Annotated in this window: 16 protein-coding genes; 13 read left to right on the forward strand and 3 right to left on the reverse strand. The window is 65.4% G+C overall.

Features of this window, described 5'->3' with window-relative positions:
- Positions 1 to 43: 43 nt before the first annotated feature.
- From AC1MCA_RS11040 to AC1MCA_RS11070, 7 genes are all read left to right on the forward strand, one after another.
- Positions 44 to 2,119 carry a PTS mannitol transporter subunit IICBA gene (locus AC1MCA_RS11040; RefSeq protein WP_479796993.1) on the forward strand — a complete coding sequence of 692 codons (2,076 nt, stop codon included), beginning with the start codon at positions 44 to 46 and terminating at the stop codon, positions 2,117 to 2,119.
- Positions 2,119 to 3,282, forward strand: a complete 1,164-nt coding sequence (locus tag AC1MCA_RS11045) for a mannitol-1-phosphate 5-dehydrogenase (protein ID WP_479796995.1) — start codon at positions 2,119 to 2,121, stop codon at positions 3,280 to 3,282. Before AC1MCA_RS11040 ends, AC1MCA_RS11045 begins: the two co-directional genes overlap by 1 nt.
- A 269-nt stretch (positions 3,283 to 3,551) precedes the next feature.
- Positions 3,552 to 4,499 carry a siderophore ABC transporter substrate-binding protein gene (locus tag AC1MCA_RS11050; protein WP_479796997.1) on the forward strand — a complete coding sequence of 316 codons (948 nt, stop codon included), beginning with the start codon at positions 3,552 to 3,554 and terminating at the stop codon, positions 4,497 to 4,499.
- Between the two features lie 36 nt (positions 4,500 to 4,535).
- Positions 4,536 to 5,543 (forward strand): ABC transporter permease, encoded by a 1,008-nt coding sequence (locus tag AC1MCA_RS11055; RefSeq protein WP_479796999.1) that lies wholly within the window; start codon positions 4,536 to 4,538, stop codon positions 5,541 to 5,543.
- Positions 5,536 to 6,558 carry an iron chelate uptake ABC transporter family permease subunit gene (locus AC1MCA_RS11060; RefSeq protein WP_479797001.1) on the forward strand — a complete coding sequence of 341 codons (1,023 nt, stop codon included), beginning with the start codon at positions 5,536 to 5,538 and terminating at the stop codon, positions 6,556 to 6,558. The genes AC1MCA_RS11055 and AC1MCA_RS11060 overlap by 8 nt, the downstream gene beginning before the upstream one ends.
- Positions 6,555 to 7,313 (forward strand): iron ABC transporter ATP-binding protein, encoded by a 759-nt coding sequence (locus tag AC1MCA_RS11065; RefSeq protein WP_479797002.1) that lies wholly within the window; start codon positions 6,555 to 6,557, stop codon positions 7,311 to 7,313. The genes AC1MCA_RS11060 and AC1MCA_RS11065 overlap by 4 nt, the downstream gene beginning before the upstream one ends.
- A 186-nt stretch (positions 7,314 to 7,499) precedes the next feature.
- Positions 7,500 to 7,991 (forward strand): N-acetyltransferase family protein, encoded by a 492-nt coding sequence (locus AC1MCA_RS11070; RefSeq protein ID WP_479803359.1) that lies wholly within the window; start codon positions 7,500 to 7,502, stop codon positions 7,989 to 7,991.
- Positions 7,992 to 8,039: 48 nt separating this feature from the next.
- On the opposite strand, the gene AC1MCA_RS11075 is transcribed toward AC1MCA_RS11070, so the two are convergent.
- The 3 genes from AC1MCA_RS11075 to rraA form a co-directional block, all read right to left on the reverse strand.
- Positions 8,040 to 9,482 carry a sugar porter family MFS transporter gene (locus AC1MCA_RS11075; RefSeq protein WP_479797004.1) on the reverse strand — a complete coding sequence of 481 codons (1,443 nt, stop codon included), beginning with the start codon at positions 9,480 to 9,482 and terminating at the stop codon, positions 8,040 to 8,042.
- Positions 9,483 to 9,667: 185 nt separating this feature from the next.
- Positions 9,668 to 11,317 (reverse strand): MDR family MFS transporter, encoded by a 1,650-nt coding sequence (locus tag AC1MCA_RS11080; protein ID WP_479797006.1) that lies wholly within the window; start codon positions 11,315 to 11,317, stop codon positions 9,668 to 9,670.
- 159 nt (positions 11,318 to 11,476) lie between these two features.
- On the reverse strand, positions 11,477 to 11,974 hold the full coding sequence (rraA, locus tag AC1MCA_RS11085) for a ribonuclease E activity regulator RraA (RefSeq protein WP_479797007.1): 498 nt from the start codon (positions 11,972 to 11,974) through the stop codon (positions 11,477 to 11,479).
- Positions 11,975 to 12,102: 128 nt separating this feature from the next.
- Between rraA and AC1MCA_RS11090 the strand changes: the two genes are divergently transcribed.
- The 6 genes from AC1MCA_RS11090 (at position 12,103) to AC1MCA_RS11115 (ending at position 17,702) form a co-directional block, all read left to right on the forward strand.
- Positions 12,103 to 13,389 carry an MFS transporter gene (locus AC1MCA_RS11090; RefSeq protein ID WP_479797009.1) on the forward strand — a complete coding sequence of 429 codons (1,287 nt, stop codon included), beginning with the start codon at positions 12,103 to 12,105 and terminating at the stop codon, positions 13,387 to 13,389.
- Between the two features lie 102 nt (positions 13,390 to 13,491).
- Positions 13,492 to 14,100, forward strand: a complete 609-nt coding sequence (locus AC1MCA_RS11095; protein WP_479797011.1) for a TetR/AcrR family transcriptional regulator — start codon at positions 13,492 to 13,494, stop codon at positions 14,098 to 14,100.
- 298 nt (positions 14,101 to 14,398) lie between these two features.
- The gene (locus tag AC1MCA_RS11100) at positions 14,399 to 15,598 is read left to right on the forward strand and encodes an NAD(P)-dependent malic enzyme (RefSeq protein WP_479797013.1); all 1,200 of its coding nucleotides are present in this window, start codon (positions 14,399 to 14,401) and stop codon (positions 15,596 to 15,598) included.
- A 161-nt stretch (positions 15,599 to 15,759) separates the two neighbouring features.
- Positions 15,760 to 16,260, forward strand: coding sequence for a DUF456 domain-containing protein (locus tag AC1MCA_RS11105; RefSeq protein WP_479797015.1), 501 nt, complete (start codon positions 15,760 to 15,762; stop codon positions 16,258 to 16,260).
- Between the two features lie 26 nt (positions 16,261 to 16,286).
- Positions 16,287 to 17,252: a hypothetical protein gene (locus AC1MCA_RS11110; protein ID WP_479797016.1), complete on the forward strand. Its 966-nt coding sequence runs from the start codon at positions 16,287 to 16,289 to the stop codon at positions 17,250 to 17,252.
- A 90-nt stretch (positions 17,253 to 17,342) separates the two neighbouring features.
- Positions 17,343 to 17,702 carry a nuclear transport factor 2 family protein gene (locus AC1MCA_RS11115; RefSeq protein WP_479797018.1) on the forward strand — a complete coding sequence of 120 codons (360 nt, stop codon included), beginning with the start codon at positions 17,343 to 17,345 and terminating at the stop codon, positions 17,700 to 17,702.

A 17,702-nucleotide genomic window follows, 5' to 3' on the forward strand; every position in this document is an offset into this window, starting at 1 on the left:
GACCCAGCCTGCGAAGCCGCAGGAAAGACGGTTAGGAAATCACATGGCAACAGAGACAGTTGCGAAACCCCGCACCAGCCTGCGGGTCGGCGTCCAGAAGTTCGGGACGTTCCTGTCCGGAATGATCATGCCCAACATGGGGGCGTTTATCGCCTGGGGCATCATCACGGCCTTCTTCATTCCGGCTGGCTTTACTCCCAATGAGGAATTGGCCAAGCTCGTGGGGCCAATGATCACCTACCTCCTCCCGCTGCTGATCGGCTTCACCGGAGGCCGGATGGTCCACGGCGTCCGCGGCGGCGTTGTTGGCGCGGCCGCAACCATGGGCGTGATCGTTGGTACGGACATCCCCATGTTCATCGGCGCCATGATTATGGGCCCGCTGACCGCCTGGATCATGAAGAAGCTGGACAAGGTCTGGGAAGGCAGGGTCAAGCCGGGCTTCGAGATGCTGATCGACAACTTCTCGGCCGGTATCGTGGCCGCCGTCCTGGCCATCTTCGGCATGCTGGTGATCGGCCCGGTGGTGAAGACGTTCAGCGACGGTGCCAGTGCCGTGGTCGAATTCCTGGTCAATAACGGCCTGCTGCCCTTCACCAGCATCTTCATCGAGCCGGCCAAGGTCCTCTTCCTGAACAACGCCGTCAACCACGGCATCCTGACGCCCTTGGGCACGGAACAGGCGCTCGCCAACGGCAAGTCGATCCTCTTCCTGCTCGAGGCCAACCCCGGTCCCGGTGTAGGCATCCTGCTGGCGTACATGTTCTTCGGCAAGGGCCTGGCCAAGGCTTCGGCCCCCGGCGCTGCCCTGATCCAGTTCGTCGGCGGCATCCACGAGATCTACTTCCCGTTCGTCCTGATGAAGCCCATCATCATCCTCGCCGCAATCGGTGGCGGCATGACCGGCATCTTCACCCTGGTGCTCACCGGCGCAGGCCTGCGTTCCCCGGCAGCCCCGGGCAGCATCCTCGCCGTCTTCGCGGCCACCGCCAGCGATAGTTACTTCGGGGTGGCACTGTCCGTGCTCCTCGCCGCAACGGTGTCCTTCCTGATCGCCTCGGTCATCCTGAAGGCCAGCAAGACCCCGGTGGGTAACACCGAGGAGGACAGCCTGGCCGCCGCAACCTCCCAGATGGAATCCCTGAAGGGCAAGAAGAGCTCCGTTTCCTCAACCCTCGCCGGTGCTGCCGGTGCGGGAGTGGGAACGGCCGTCCTCGCCGGACCCGTCCGGAACATCGTGTTCGCCTGCGACGCCGGCATGGGGTCCAGTGCCATGGGCGCCTCGGTGCTGCGGAACAAGATCAAGGCCGCCGGGTTCCCGGACGTCAAGGTCACCAATTCCGCCATCGCCAACCTCAGTGATACCTACGACATCGTGATCACGCACCAGGACCTCACCGAGCGCGCCAAACCGGCTACAGCCAGTGCCGCGCACTTCTCCGTGGACAACTTCATGAACAGCCCCCGCTACGACGAAATCGTTGAGCTGGTCAGGGAAAGCAACACGGAGGGCACTGCCGACGCCGGTGCCCGCACCGGGACTGCCACTGGCGCTGCTGGTGCCGGTACTGCCGGTGCTGCCCTCGGTGCCGCCGCCGCCGCAGGAGGTGCCGCTGCCGGTGCTGCCGGCCACGGCGCACACGCAGCGGACGCCCCGGTGGATGCAGAACCGGCCGCCGCGCCGCCGTCGGACATCCTGGTTCCTGACAGCGTGATCCTCAACGGCAGGGCCACCACACGCGATGCCGCCATCGACGAGGCGGGCCGGCTCCTGCTGGCACGCGGCGCCGTGGACGAGGCCTACATCGACGCCATGCACGAGCGCGAGGAATCCGTCTCCACCTACATGGGCAGCTTCCTGGCAATTCCGCACGGCACCAACGCCGCCAAGGACCACATCATGAAGTCCGCGGTTTCCGTGATCCGCTACCCGGACGGCATCGACTGGAACGGCAAGCAGGTCAAGTTCGTGGTGGGTGTGGCCGGCGTCAACAACGAGCACCTCCACATCCTGTCCTCCATCGCCAAGGTGTTCACCAACAAGGCCCAGGTGGCCCAGCTCGAAGCGGCCACGTCCGTGGATGAAGTCCTGGAGCTGTTCGGCAAGGTGAACGCATAGTGAAGGCCGTACATTTCGGAGCAGGCAACATCGGCCGCGGATTCGTGGGACTGCTGCTGCACAACTCAGGCTATGAGCTGGTCTTCGCGGACGTGGCCGAGGCCCTGATCGACCAACTGGCCGGGGCGGACAGCTACAAGGTCCACGAGGTGGGGGAGCACCCCACCGTGCGGACCGTGGACGGCTTCCGCGCGCTGAACTCGGGCACCCAGGAAGCGGAGCTGGTCCGGGAAATCGCGACGGCGGATATCGTCACCACGGCGGTGGGCCCCCACATCCTGAAGTTCGTGGCGCCCGCCATCACCAAGGGCATCGCGGCCCGGGAGGCAGGTCTGGCGCCGCTGCAGGTCATGGCCTGCGAGAATGCCATCAACGCCACGGACATCCTTCGGGCGGAAGTGGCCGGGCTCTGGGACGATGCCGCCGGATCGCTGGACTCCCTGGCGGTGTTTGCGAACACCGCCGTGGACCGGATCGTACCCAACCAGGAGCCGGGCCAGGGCCTGGACGTCACGGTGGAAACGTTCTATGAGTGGGTCATCGACCGCACCCCGTTCGCCGGGGCCGAGCCGGTGATCCCGGGCGCAACGTTCGTGGACGACCTCTCGCCTTACATCGAACGGAAGCTGTTCACGGTCAACACGGGGCACGCCGCCGCGGCCTACTTCGGCTTCGAGGCAGGCCTGGAGAAGATCTCCGAAGCCATGGCTGACCAGGACGTTGCCGAAGACGTCCGGGCGGTCCTCGAGGAGACCAAGCAGTTGCTGGTGGCCAAGCACGGCTTCAGCAACGACGAACAGGAAGCCTACGTCCAGAAGATCCTGGTCCGGTTCTCCAACCCGCACCTGCCTGACACGGTGAACCGGGTGGGCCGCGCCCCGCTGCGGAAGCTGAGCCGGCATGAACGGTTCATCGGCCCGGCTGCGGAGCTGGCCGAGCGCGGGATCGTGCCGGAGGCGCTCCTGGGCGCCATCGCGGCGGCCCTGCGCTTCAACGACCCCGCCGACGCCGAAGCCACAGAGCTTACGCAGATCCTCGCGTCGTCATCACCGGCTGAGGCTACGGAGAAGATCACCGGCCTGGCTCCGGACCATCCGCTGTTCAACGCCGTCGCCACCCTCGTCGAGGAGCGCCAGCAGGAAGGGGCCAAAACCCCCGCCTGATCCGCTGCCCCGAGCCCCCGCCCCGGACGCTCTCTCACTATCTGCAGCTTTTCCGGGAACCCTCTCGCAGTACCTGCGGGTTTTCGAGGGACGCTCCTGCAACGTACGACGCCGGCACTCACCGTGAGTGCCGGCGTCGTGCGTTGTGAGCTCCAGCACTTTGTGTCCGTATCGGGCTCCGCGTTTTGAAGTTAGCCTCACCTTACTTATAGAGTTCAGGGACATTAGCGAACAAACTTGTGACGTAATAGCGGAGTGGAGATCCTGGCATGAAGAAGAAGCTGTCGAGCTACTTGGGGGCACTAGCGGCGGGAGCAGCTCTTCTGACCATCACCGCCTGCGGGGGCGGCGCCGTCGCGTCCTCCTCCTCAGACGAAGCCGCCACCATCACGGTGGAGCACGCGCAGGGCAGCACGGCGAATGTGCCGGTCAACCCGGAGAAGGTCTTCACCTTCGACCTTGGCGTCCTGGACACCCTGGACGCCCTCGGCGTGGAGCCCGCCGGCGTTCCCGAGGCCAGCTACCCTGAGTCCCTCTCGAAGTACGCGGACGCCACATACGAGAAGATCGGCTCGCTGAAAGAGCCCGACTTTGAAGCCGTCAGCGCCGGCGCGCCGGACCTCATCATCATCTCCGGCCGCACCGCCGGCGCGTACGAGGAACTGAGCAAGATCGCCCCCACCATCGACCTGTCCGTCGATGCAGCCAACCCGATGGAAAGCTTCAAGGCCCAGACGCAGAAGCTGGGCACCATTTTCGCCAAGGAAGCCGACGTCAACGCGAAGCTGGCCAGCGTGGATTCCACCATCGCTGAAACCCGGGCCAAGGCCGCCAACGCAGGCAAGGGTCTTATTGTCCTGACGTCCGGCGGCGAAGTGACCGCCTACGGCGCCGGGTCCCGCTTCGGCATCATCCACGACGTCCTGGGCGTTCCCACCGCAGCAAACGTGAAGTCCGAAGGCAGCCACGGCGAGGCCGTCTCCTTCGAATACATCAAGCAGGTCAACCCGGACCTCCTGTACGTGATCAACCGCGACACCGCCATCGGAACCCAAGCTGCAGCCAGCCCGGTACTGGACAACGAACTGGTGCAGTCCACCAATGCGGCCAGGAACAACAGGGTCATCAACCTGGACCCGGCCGCCTGGTACATCGTTGGCTACGGCCTGAACAACGTCCAGGCAATGGTCAATGCCGTCGCCGATTCGGTGGCCTGAACCGTTTCTGACACTCTCCCTGACTGAGCTTCGAAAGTGACCGCCACGGCCCTGCGCACCACCGCGCCGGTAAGCCGCAGCCGGACCCGCGAATTCGCGGGACTGGCTGCGGCCGCCGCCGTTGTGCTGGCATTGGCCGCCGGGAGTATGTTCGTGGGCGTCAGCGACGTGTCGTTGCCCGCGCTGCTGGCTGGTGACCCGGCCGCCGTCGAAATCTTCTGGATTTCCCGCGTACCCCGTACCCTCGCCGTGGTCCTCGCCGGGATGGCAGTGGCCGTGGCGGGCCTGATCATGCAGCTGATGGCCCGCAACCGTTTTGTGGAACCGTCCACGGTGGGAACCGTGGAATCGGCCACCCTGGGAATCCTGGTGATCACCGTCTTTATCCCGACGGCGCCCATCCTCCTCCGCATGGGCGTGGCCAGTGTTTTCGCCATCCTGGGCACCGCCCTGTTCCTGACCATCCTGCGGCGCCTGCCCGCGCGCAACACCCTCCTCATCCCCCTGGTGGGCATCATGCTGGGCGGAGTCATCGCAGCCATCACCACGTTCTTTGCCTACCGGTACGACCTGCTGCAGACCCTCAGCAACTGGATGATCGGTGACTTCTCCGGCGTGCTCCGCGGGCGCTATGAACTGCTCTGGATCGTGGCGGTGCTCATACTGGTGGGCCTGCTCGCCGCCGACCGGTTCACTGTGGCCGGGATGGGCGAGGACTTCACCACGAACCTCGGCCTCAACTACGCCCGGACCATGCGCCTGGGCCTGGTGATTGTCTCGCTGATCTCCGCCGTGGTGGTTACCACTGTGGGGGCCGTGCCGTTTCTCGGACTGGTGGTACCCAACATCGTCTCACTCCTGTTCGGCGACAACCTCCGCCGGGCCGTTCCATGGACTGCCCTGTTCGGCGCCGGATTTGTGCTTATCTGCGACGTGATCGGCCGGACCATCCGCTATCCGTACGAGGTACCCGTGGGCATGGTGATGGCCGTGGTGGGGGCCATCCTGTTCCTCATCCTGATCCTGAGGAAACGCAATGGCTGAGACCCTCCTCCAGCAGAAAAACACCACGCACGGCGCGGGTACAAAACTCATAGCCTCCGTCCGGAACGCTTCACCCAAGCTGGTCATCGGCACCCTGCTCGCCTGCACCATCGCCGCCGTCGCCTTCTTCCTGTTCAGCGACCTCAAAGGCAACGTAGGCTACGTCCTCCCGCGGCGCGCCCTGAAGGTTGCGGCCATGCTGCTCGTGGCGGTGGCCGTGGGCGTCTCCACCCTGCTCTTCCAGACCGTCACGGCCAACCGGATCCTCACACCGTCCATCATGGGCTTCGATTCGCTCTACATCCTGGTGCAGACCGCGCTCGCGTTCACTGTGGGGGCGGCAGCCGTTAACGCCGCGCCGCCCACGCTGATGTTCGGCGTCGAAGTGGTCCTCATGGTTGCCTTCAGTGCGCTGCTGTACCGCTGGATGTTCACCGGGGCCACCCGTTCCCTGCACCTGCTGCTGCTCGTGGGAATCATTTTGGGCAGCCTCTTCCGGGGCTTCTCGTCCCTGCTGCAGCGGCTCATGGAACCGAGCGAATTCATCATCCTGCAGGACCTGTTCTTCGCGAGTTTCAACAACGTGGATCCTGCCCTGCTGGCCGTGTCCGCCGTCGTTATCGCCGCTGTGTGTGTGGCCGTCTGGCGGGCCCGCAGCACGCTGGATGTCCTTGCCCTGGGCCGGGAACTGGCCATCAATGTGGGTGTGGACCACCGCCGGGTGGTCATGTGGATCCTGCTGGCCTGTTCGCTGCTGGTGGCCGTGTCCACCGCGTTGGTGGGGCCCGTGACGTTCTTTGGCCTGCTGGTGGTCAGCCTCGGGTACCAGCTCTGCCGCGGCTTCAATCACGCCCGGCTGCTCCCGATTGTGGTGCTGATCGGGGCCGTGGCCCTGGTGGGTGGCCAGCTGGTCCTGGAGCGCGTCTTCGGCTTCGCAACCGCCCTGAGCGTGGTCATCGAGTTCGCCGGCGGCATCCTGTTCCTCTACCTCCTGCTGAAAGGCTCGCTCAAGTGATCGACGTTCGGAACGTGTCCAAGAGCTACGGCGGCCAGGCAGTCCTGGACGACGTGACCTGCGTGATTCCCCGCGGCGGGATCACTTCGATCATCGGACCCAACGGTGCCGGCAAGTCCACGCTGTTGTCCCTGATCAGCCGGCTGCAACCGTTGGAGAGCGGCGCCGTTTCCGTTGGCGGACTCGACGTCGCGGGAACCCCCAGCCGGGACCTCGCGCGGACCATGGCCATCCTCCGCCAGGAGAACCACCTGACCATGCGCCTGACCGTCCGCGACCTCGTGGCCTTCGGCCGGTTCCCGCACTCAGGCGGCCGCCCCACCGTTGAGGACAAGGCCATCGTGGAGGAATCCATTGGTCACCTGGACCTTGGCTCCATGGCGGACAAGTTTGTGGACGAACTCTCCGGCGGGCAGCGGCAGCGGGCCTACATCGCCATGGTCCTGGCGCAGGACACCGAATACCTGCTCCTGGACGAGCCGCTGAACAACCTGGACATGAAGCACTCGGTGGAAATGATGCGGCTGCTGCGCCGGCTGGCCGACGATCTGGGCAAGACCATCGTCCTGGTGGTCCACGACATCAACTTCGCGTCCTGCTACTCGGACACCATCCTGGCGATGAAGAACGGGCGCCTGGTGCATCAGGGGAGCCCGGCGGACATCATGCAGTCCGCCATGCTGCACGACGTCTACGACATCGATATCCGCATCGAGGAGATCGACGGCAACCGCATCGGCGTCTACTTCGCCTGACCCGCTGCCAGCACTGCCTACCGACGCTCTCTCACTTAATGCGGGTTTTTGGGCAACGCTCACTCACTTCATGCAGTTTTGCGGCAACGCTCTCGCGCAACGCACGACGCCGGCACTCGCGGTGAGTGCCGGCGTCGGCTGTGAAATGCTTGTGCGGTGACCCGGAACCCAGATGCCCCGCTCCCTTTGCTGACTGCCGACTTCGACGGCGGGACGTTCCGGCTCCGCCCCGCCGTACGTGCCGATCTGCCCGCCATGGTGCAGCTGCTTGCGGACGACTCGATGGGCGCCGCGCGTGAAAACGTGGGGGACATGGAGCCTTACGAGCAGGCTTTTGCCGCGATCGACGGAGACCCGTCCCACCTGCTGGTTGTGGGGGAGTTGGTGCCGCAAGGGGCAGCTACCGGTTCGGTGGTTGCGACGTTCCAGCTGAGCTTCCTGCCCGGCATCTCGCGGCAGGGGTCGTGGCGTTCGCAGCTTGAAGGCGTACGCGTTGCGGGGAGCCTTCGTGGCCAGGGGATCGGCAACGTGATGGTCCAGTGGGCCATCGAGGAGTCCAGGCGCCGGGGCTGTTCCATGATGCAGTTGACCACCCACAAAACCCGGACGGCGGCGCACCGGTTCTACGAGCGCCTTGGCTTCGACGCCAGCCACGAGGGCATGAAGCTCACACTCTAGGTGCCAGAGCGTTGCCGGGAAATGCGCAGGAAGTGCCAGAGCGTTGGGTCAGACGGCGGAGCCCTTGCGTTTGCGCACGAACAGGGTCTCGGCCTGCTCCAGCGACATGCCGTTGGTCTCCGGCACCTTGAACATCACGAAGAAGAAGGACGCCGCAGCGAACAGCGCATACATCGCGTAGGTCAGCGGCAGTGACGCGGCGGCCATCACGGGGAAGCTGAGCGTGATGGCAAAGTTGGCCACCCACTGTGCGGCCGCAGCCAGGCCCAGGGCACGGGCACGGATCCGCGACGGGAAGATCTCGCCCAGCAGCACCCACACCAGGGGTCCCCAGGACGCACCGAAGCTGACCACGAAGATGTTGGCCGCCACCAGGGCCACCGGTCCCCACGCGCCCGGCAGGGAGATCTCCGAGCCGGCGCCCACGGCGGAGGAGAACGCCAAGGCCATGGTGCCCAGGGACACCGCCATGCCGATGGAGCCGGCCAGGAGGATGGGGCGGCGGCCGATCCGGTCCACCAGGGCGATGGCCACGAGGGTCACCAGGATGTTGGTGATGGAGGTGGCCACGGAGATGGTGAGGGAGTCCTTCTCCTGGAAACCAACCGCCTTCCACAGCGTGGTGGAGTAGTAGAAGATCACGTTGATGCCCACGAACTGCTGCAGGACGGAGAGGATGATGCCCACCCAGACCACGGCCTGGAGTCCGAAGGTCTTGCCCCGGAGGGAGCCCTTCTGGCCGGCCAGCTTGTCTTCTTCGATGGCGTCCTGGATCTCGCGGATGTGCCTATCGGTCTCCTCGGACGGAGCGATCGAATCGAAGACCTTCCGCGCTTCGTCTTCCTTGCCCTGGATGACCAGGAAGCGCGGGGATTCAGGCAACGTGTACGCGATCCAGCCGTAAACCACTGCCGGAACCGCCGCGGCGAGGAACATCCAGCGCCAGGCTTCGATGCCGAGCCAGAACGCCTGGTCCGCGCCGCCGGCGGTGGTGGCGAAAATGGCATCGGACAGGAGCGCGGCGAAGATACCCGTGGTGATGGCAAGTTGCTGCAGCGAGGCGAGCCTGCCGCGGACCTGCCGCGGCGAAATCTCGGAAATGTAGGCCGGGGCGATCACCGATGCGAGGCCGATGCCCAGGCCGCCTACGAGGCGCCAGAAGATCAGGTCCCAGACGCCGAACGCGAAGCCGGTTCCGATGGCGCTGACCAGGAACAGGAGTGCGCCGAGCTTCATGGCAGGGATCCGGCCGTAGCGGTCGGCCACCTTGCCGGCGAGGAACGCGCCGGCGGCGCAGCCCAGCAAAGCGACGGCCACGGCAAAGCCCGTGACGGCCTCGGAGAGAGCGAATTCATCCTTGATGGCATCCACCGCACCGTTGACCACCGAGGAGTCGAAACCGAACAGGAAACCGCCCACCGCTCCTGCAAGAGCCAGCCAGATCACCCGCTGCGGAACCTTGGCGGTGGTCTGTTCCTGGGCGATGGGCATGGTGCTCCCTGCGTTGGGGGTGGGGTGGGTGCGGCGGACGTCGTCGGCTGCGGCGACGGGTCGGATGGCCGGCGCACACGCGCTACACAGTGTTCCATGCCGCGGCGTCCTGTTCCAGTCAAGGGCGGAAAGCCGACGACGGCGGGCCGCGCCGCCGTCGTCGTCCGCAGTTTCGGAGCGGGGCTTTAGTGGACCGCCACGGGCTCCTTGGCCGTCTTCGGGTCCGTCAGCTTCTTCTTGGGCAGCGCGAAGCTGATGAGGAAGGCGATGCCGGTGAGGACGGCGGCGGTGAGCATGACCGAATCGATCGCGTAGGCGAAGCCCTCGGTGATGGGACGGGTCAGCACGCTGTTGGCCGAGTGCAGCCAGCTGGTGTCATTGAGTGAATCGTTCGAGGCGCCGTTCCGGAAGAATTCGTAGAGCTTGGCGTTGGCGGGGTCCGCGGCCACGGCGGGATCGTTTAGGACGGCCTGGTAATCGGCGCTTCCCATGGCCGATTTCATGGTGTCGGCGATCCGTCCGGCGGCCACGCTGAACAGCATGGAGATGAACACCGCAGTGCCCACCGCGCCGCCCATGGACCGGAAGAATGCAGCGGAGGAAGTCCCCACGCCCATGTCCTTTGGCGGCACGGAAACCTGCATGGCCAGGGTGAGCGGCTGCATGCAGAAACCAAGTCCCATGCCGAAGAACACCGCGATCACGCCGGGGACCCACAGGCCGGTGTCCACGCCCAGGGACAGACCCATCACCAGCGCTGCGGTGGTGAGGATCGCCGTTCCCATGATGGGGAAGATCCGGAACGTTCCCGACGCCGAGATGGTGCGTCCGGCGGTGATGGAACCTGTCAGGATGCCCACGGTGAAAGTGATCATCATCAGGCCGGCCTCGGTGGGGGTCAGGCCCTTCACCAGCTGCAGGTACATGGGAAGCATGGCGATGGCGCCGAACATGCCGATGCCGATGATGAAGTTCAGCAACGACGAAAGGCCGAAGGTCAGGTTGCGGAAGAGCCGGAGCGGGATCAGGGCGTAGTCGCCGGCGCGCTTTTCGGCCAGCAGGAACCAGATGATGCCGACGACGCCCAGCCCGTAGCAAAGGAATGAGTTGAACGAGGCCCAGCCCCAGCTGCGGCCCTGTTCCGCCACCAGCAGCAGCGGGACAATCGCGAGGGTGATGGCGGCGGCGCCGAAGTAGTCGATCTTCTGCTTCACATGCTTGGCCGGAAGGTGCAGGAACAGGAACACCACGGCAAGGGCGGCCAGGCCGATGGGCAGGTTGATGAAGAACACCCAGCGCCACCCGTCAAAACCCAGGATGGTGGCTGATCCGGCGAATGCACCGCCCACCACAGGGCCGAGCACGGAGGAGATGCCAAACACCGACATGAAGTAGCCCTGATACTTGGCCCGGTCCTTGAGGGACACGATGTCGCCGATGATGGTCAGCGCGAGGGCCAGCAGGCCGCCGGCGCCGAGGCCCTGGACACCGCGGGCGATGGCCAGTTCAGTCATGGAGTTCACCGAACCCGCGTACAGCGAGCCCACCAGGAAGATCACGATGGCGATCAGGTACAGCGGGCGGCGGCCGAAGATATCGCTCAGCTTGCCGTACAGCGGCGTGCTCACGGTGGAGGTGATGAGGTATGCGGTGGTTGCCCAGGCCTGGAGGGAGAGGCCGTCGAGGTCGTTGGCGATGGTGTAAATGGACGTGGACACGATGGTCTGGTCCAGGGAGGCCAGGAACATGCCCAGCATCAGTCCCACCATCACGGTGACGATCTGACGCTGCGTCAGGGTTTCGCCGGCGGCGCGCGCGGCAGTGGTTTTGGACATGGGTGCTCCAACGAAGAAAAAGGGATCAAGCCTGTTAGTTGCTTTCGGTAACTATGTTACTTCCCGATTTGTTCCTGCAGCCGGGTAAATTCCCGTAGCTCGAACCGATTGGCGGAATCCCAGCTCTCTCAAGCCGCTTTAGCGCCGGGATCCCGCCACTCAGCGCTGGACCAGGATCCCGTCCGGATCGCACCAGACGGTGACGCCGGGCCGGAACGTCACGCCGTCGATCACCACATCCACGTCGACTTCACCGGCGCCGTCCTTGGCGCTCTTGCGCGGGTTGCTGCCCAGCGCCTTGACCCCCAGATCCAGGGCGGCGATCGCTTCGCGGTCCCGGATTGCCCCGTTGATGACGACGCCGGCCCAGCCGTTTGCCACGGCACTTTCGGCAATCATGTCCCCCATGAGGGCAGTGCCGAGCGACCCGCCACCGTCCACTACCAGCACGGCGCCGTTGCCGGGGGTGGCGAGGGTGGACTTCACCAGGGCGTTGTCCTGGAAGCAGCGGATGGTCCGTACCGGTCCGCTGAAATGCGAGCGGCCGCCCAGGGACTGGAACTGGAGGGAGACTGACGCCAGTTCCTCGCCGCGCTCGTCGTAGAGGTCGGCCGTGTTGACGGCAGGGCTGGACGTGTTTTCGGCTGATGCGGCCATGTGGTTCTCCTTGGAGTCCGTAGAGCGGGCAGGTGCGCCTGGGAATGTCCCGGCGTATGACACGCTGCGGGGTGATGCCCACGATAGTCTGATTTTCAGAATCACCAACCGTTCCAGGGGGAACCAGCATGAGCCTGTCCGACATACCGGCCGCGCCGGATCACGGCGCTGCGGCGGAACGCTCGACGGCGGCGCTCGCCGAACCGACGCAGAAGGTCACCGCGCGCTGGGTGACCGGGCTGGTGCTGGTCAACGTCGGCATCAACGCCGCCTTCTTCGGTCCCATTAATGTCTTCATCGGCCAGCAGGCCATCAGCATTGATGCGGGCAGCAAGGAAGCCATCCTGTCCCTGGTGACCGGCTGCGGTGCTGCGGTGTCGCTGGTGGCCAATCCGCTCTTTGGTGCGTTGTCCGACCGGACGGTCTCCGGGTTCGGCCGGCGGGCTCCGTGGGTCCTGGCGGGTGCCATCCTGGCCACTGCCGCTTTGCTGGCCATGTCCGGCGCCACCGCTGTGGCCCTGATGGTCCTGTTCTGGTGCCTGGTCCAGCTCGGTGCCAACGCGGCCTATGCGGCGATTACGGCTGCTGTCCCGGACCGCGTGCCAGTGCTGCAGCGCGGCGGAGTGGGCGGCCTGGCGGCCATGGGCCAGACCCTGGGAATCCTGGTTGGCGCGGTTTTCGGCGCAGTGGTCTCGGGCAACTACATGGTGGGATACACCATGTGTGCGGCGGCCCTGCTGTTCTCCGTCCTGCCGTATCTCTTCCATCGGAATGATCCGCCGCTGCCCAAGGAAGCCCGGCCACCCTTCGCGTGGGCAGTCTTCCTGCGCGGATTCTGGATCAGCCCGGCCCGCCACCCGGACTTTGCATGGGCATGGCTCACGCGGTTCCTGGTCAACGTGGGTAACCAGCTGACCATCGTGTACCTGCTCTTCTTCCTGCGGGATGTCATCAAACATGAGGACCCGGCGCTGGGCGTTCTGATCCTTACCGGGATCTACGCGGTGATGGTCATGATCACCGCAGTGGTGGCAGGGCCCTGGAGCGACCGGGTGGGGAAGCGCAAACCCTTTGTGATCGCCTCCTCGGCCACCATCGCCATGGCCGGGCTGATCATGGCTTTCTTCCCCGTCTGGCCCGGCGCTCTGGTGGGTGCAGGCATCCTGGGGGTCGGGTTCGGAGCCTACCTCGCGGTCGACTTCGCGCTGCTGACCCAAGTGCTTCCACAGGCGGCGGACCGGGGTAAGGACATGGGCGTCATCAACGTGGCCAATTCCCTCCCGCAGGTCTTCGCTCCGCTCATTGCGTTCATCTCCCTGCAGTTCCTTGGCGGGTACGTCACGCTGTTCACCACGGCAGCGGTCATCGGCCTGCTGGGCGCCGTGTTCGTCGTGAAAATCAAAGGTGTTGACTAAATACGCCACAAAGTTGTGCCGTATAGTTGACGCGGACTGCAGGCGGCACGGGATGGGGACGCTCCTGGCTGCTGCGCCATAAAACACAACCCCGGAACGCTGATGCCTGAGACCCTTTCCGTCTATCCGCCCATGGCCGAGAGGCCCGCCACTCCGCGCCAGCGGCTGCGCTACACCCGCATCCTGGAGGCCGCGGGAGGGTTTGCCCGCAAAGGGCTCGACTCGGTGGAACTCTCGGAGATCGCAGAAAAGGCCGACGTGCCGCTGGGTACGATCCACCGCTACTTTCCCTCCGCCACGCACCTGATGCTCTCGCTCTACCGCCACCAGCTGGACGAGCTCCAGTCACGCACCCAGGCGTCAGCCTCCCGGTTCCGCGGCCGGGCCCTCACCGGGGTGGTGATGGAGATCTTCCACATGCGGGTGATGCAGCCCGCTGTAGAGCAGTGCCTGCGGCGGGGTGTCTACCTCGAGGAGAAAGACACCACCGCCCTCCTGCGGGAGATCGATGCGCTGAGCGAAAAGGCTGTTTCGGTGGCTTCCGACGACGCCGCGGCAGCGCGTGTGCTCCTGCTGACGGTCACTGGTCTGGTCCAGTCAGTCCGAAACCGCCGGTTGTCGCTCTTCGAAGCCGAAGAGGACCTCAAAAAGGCCTGCACCCTGCTCGCTCCGGCATCGCCCACGGTCAAAACAACCCGCCGGACAGCGTAACCGGTCTAGACCAATGCGGCTATAAATGCGCTTTTTGCCGTGATTTGAGTCACAAAAAAGGCTGTTTTTGCCCTTTTTGGGCCTCTGAGGGTGCTTGACGTCGATTTCGTCGGGCCCATGCTGATTATCATTGCAGGACCGGAGTGGCTGGCAACCAGCATCTGCAGACATCTCAACGGCTTCACACCGGGCCCGCCACCTTAGGGCCCAGGAAGCTCCGATTTCCCTCACCTTGAGCCTCCCTGTGCTTGAGCCTTTCTGCGCCGTGCGCCCACGGCTAGCCCCAGGAGACAACGAAGTGTCCATTGACGCAATCGCACCCACCGACAATTCCGCCGCCACGGCCCTGACCGAAGCCGAGATCTTCGACGCCCACCTGGGTGGCAAGCTCTCCATCAGCAGCACCGTCCCGCTGGCCAACAAGCGCGACCTTTCCATCGCGTACACCCCGGGGGTGGCCGAAGTCAGCCGCGCCATCCACCACAATCCGGAACTGGCCCGGACCCTCACCTGGGCGCAGCGCCTGGTGGTTGTGGTCAGCGACGGCACCGCGGTGCTGGGCCTGGGCAACATCGGAGCCAGCGCCTCGCTGCCCGTCATGGAGGGCAAGTCCGCCCTGTTCAAGACCTTCGGCGAACTGGATTCCATTCCCCTGGTCCTGAACACCACCGACGTGGACGAGATCATCGAAACCCTGGTCCGCCTCCGCCCCAGCTTCGGCGCCGTCAACCTCGAGGACATCTCGGCACCGCGCTGTTTCGAGCTCGAAGAGAAGCTCATCGAGGCACTGGACTGCCCGGTCATGCACGATGACCAGCACGGCACCGCCGTGGTTGCGCTCGCCGCCCTGACGAACGCCGCCAAGGTCACCGGCCGCGGGCTGGAAGCACTGAAGGTGGTGGTTTCCGGTGCCGGTGCCGCCGGCATCGCCGTCGCCGAAATCCTGCTCACCGCCGGCATCAGCGATGTGGTGCTGCTCGACTCCAAGGGCGTCATCAACAGTGAGCGCGCGGACATCGCCGCCGATCCGCAGAGCAAGAAGGCCCAGATGGCGGCACGCAGCAACCCGCGCGGCATCAACGGCGGCCCCGGCGAGGCCCTGCTCGGCGCGGACGTCTTCATCGGGGTTTCCTCCTCCAAGCTCGCCGAGGACCACCTCAAGCTGATGAACGCCAACTCCATCGTGTTCGCACTCTCCAACCCGGACCCTGAAGTCCTGCCCGAGGTCGCGTCCAAGTACGCAGCCGTCGTGGCCACCGGCCGCAGCGATTTCCCCAACCAGATCAACAACGTGCTGGCCTTCCCCGGGATTTTCCGTGGCGCGCTGGATGCAGGCGCCCGCCGGATCACGCCCGCCATGAAGCTCGCCGCGGCACGTGCCATCGCGGAACTCGCCGAAGCGGACCTGTCCGCGGATTACATCGTGCCCAGCCCGCTGGATCCCCGTGTTGCCCCGGCCGTGACGGCAGCCGTCGCCGCAGCCGTGGTAGCGGAGTAAAGCCCGCGCACACCAGCACAACCAGCAACAACGCCCGACGGCGGTGCCTCCCTCACCGGGGCGCCGCCGTCGGGCGTTAACGCACTGGTCCGCGCGGAAGTTAACCAGCGCGATACGGGCGGTGCCGGGAGCGGCCGTGCTGCCGCCCTAAGCTGGGGTTCATGAACTCCGAGACTGTTGTGACCATTCTGTGCGGCCTGGCGATCCTGGTCGGTGTGGCGGGCACCGTCATCCCGGTCCTGCCCGGCAGCTTCCTGATCGGACTCAGCCTGCTGGCGTGGGCGATCTGGGGCGGTGCCGGAACGGCCGGCTGGGTGGTCTTCGCGGTAGGAATGGTGTTTGTGCTCGCCGGCATGGCGGCCAGTGCAGTGCTGACCGGACGCAAGCTCAGGCAGCACAGCATTCCCAACCGCAGCGTGGTGATTGGTCTCGTGGCAGGTGTGGCCGGAATGTTCCTCATCCCCGTGGTGGGGCTCTTTGTCGGGTTCGCCGCCGGACTGTTGCTCAGCGAATTCCTGCGCACCCGGAACATCGGCACGGCCACGTCCACCAGCTGGGCCGCCCTGAAAGCCACCGGGCTGGGCATGCTGGTGGAGTTCGGGTTGGCGTGCCTGGCGGCGAGCACGTGGGTCATCGGACTCTGGGTCGCCGCAGCCACGTAGCCGGGACAGCCCCGTAGCATGGAAGCATGACCGTGGGGGATGCCAAAGGACCGATCTACCGGGATACGCGCGATCTGACGCCGTTCGGCCACACCCACCTGCAGACGCCGGTCCGGGAGCTTGCCGGGAACGTGGGCGGGATACTCCACGGCGTGCTGGGCGGCCGGGACGCGGCGCTGATCTCCGTGGATGGCGAGGTCCCCAGGCTCAAGCGGATGCCCGCCAAGCCCGTCAAAGCGGTTCACGACGCCATCTTCAACAGCAAGGAACCCGAACGGCTCATCACGTTGGGCCGCACCTACCCCGGCTGGGCTGGGCTCTGCTCGGTGATGGCCGGACTCCTCGCGTACCAGCACGGTGGCCACCTGCGCGCTTCCGAACTGCTCCAGCGCGGGCTGTCCATCAGGAACGACGACGACGCCAACATCTACGCGGCCAACTACCTTACGCGCGTGGTCACCCGGGTCGAGGTGGCCGAACGCATCGTGGTTCCTGTCCTGTTCAGCCAGGAGTCCGTATTCTTGGCGCTCTCGCATTCCCTGCGGGAGACCGGCCAGCTGGAAGCCGCCCTGCAGACGGTGGCCGCCCTGCCGCCGTCGCTGCCGTCCGCCCTGGCGCGCTGTGCGCTGGCGTTCTCGCTGGGACGGGACAAGGAAGTGGTGATCTGGACCGAGGGCCTGATGAACTCCGATGACCTTTCGGCAGCGCTGCTGCTGCTCCGCGGGCGGGCGCTGCGGCGGCTCGGCCTGCATGCGAAGGCGCAGGAAGCGCTGAAGGAGGTGCTCCGTCGTCGCAAGACCGATCTGGTGCTCCGCAATGATGCCCTGACGGACCGTGCGCTGCTGGTGCTGGACAACGGCCGGAAATCGCTCAACCCGCGTGACTGGCTCCGCGGGAGGCCTGCAGAACTGGAAACTTTCGAAGTTATCCGCAAGGACATCGATGAGCGCCGGTTGTGGGAGCAGGAATGGGAACAGCTGGGCGGAAAATGACCTTGCAGGCTGGCCCTGGCGGCTGATGGTGCGTACGGTCTGGGGCCGGCCGGCCTTGTGGAGCCCACCGCCCCGGAGTACAACGGAGGCATGAGCGACGCAGTGAGGTCCTGGATGGAAAAGTACATCGCGGCGTGGACCACCAATGAGCCCGACGATATCCGCGCACTCTTTACCGAGGACGCCGTCTACGAAACCCGGCCGCATGACAGGGATCCCTGGCGCGGGCGCGAACAGATCGTGGATCGCTGGCTGGAGGCCCGCGATGAGCCTGACCACTGGATCTTTGACTGGAACCTGGTCGGTGCCGACGGCCCCTTGGCTTTTGTGCAGGGGTTCACCGACTATCTGGCGGACCGTCCAAGTTACGACAACCTGTGGGTCATCCGTCTGGAACCGGATGGGCGGGCGTCGGCATTCACTGAATGGTTTATGGAGCGCAAGGCCTGA

This window comes from Arthrobacter sp. BK1 (assembly GCF_056680055.1).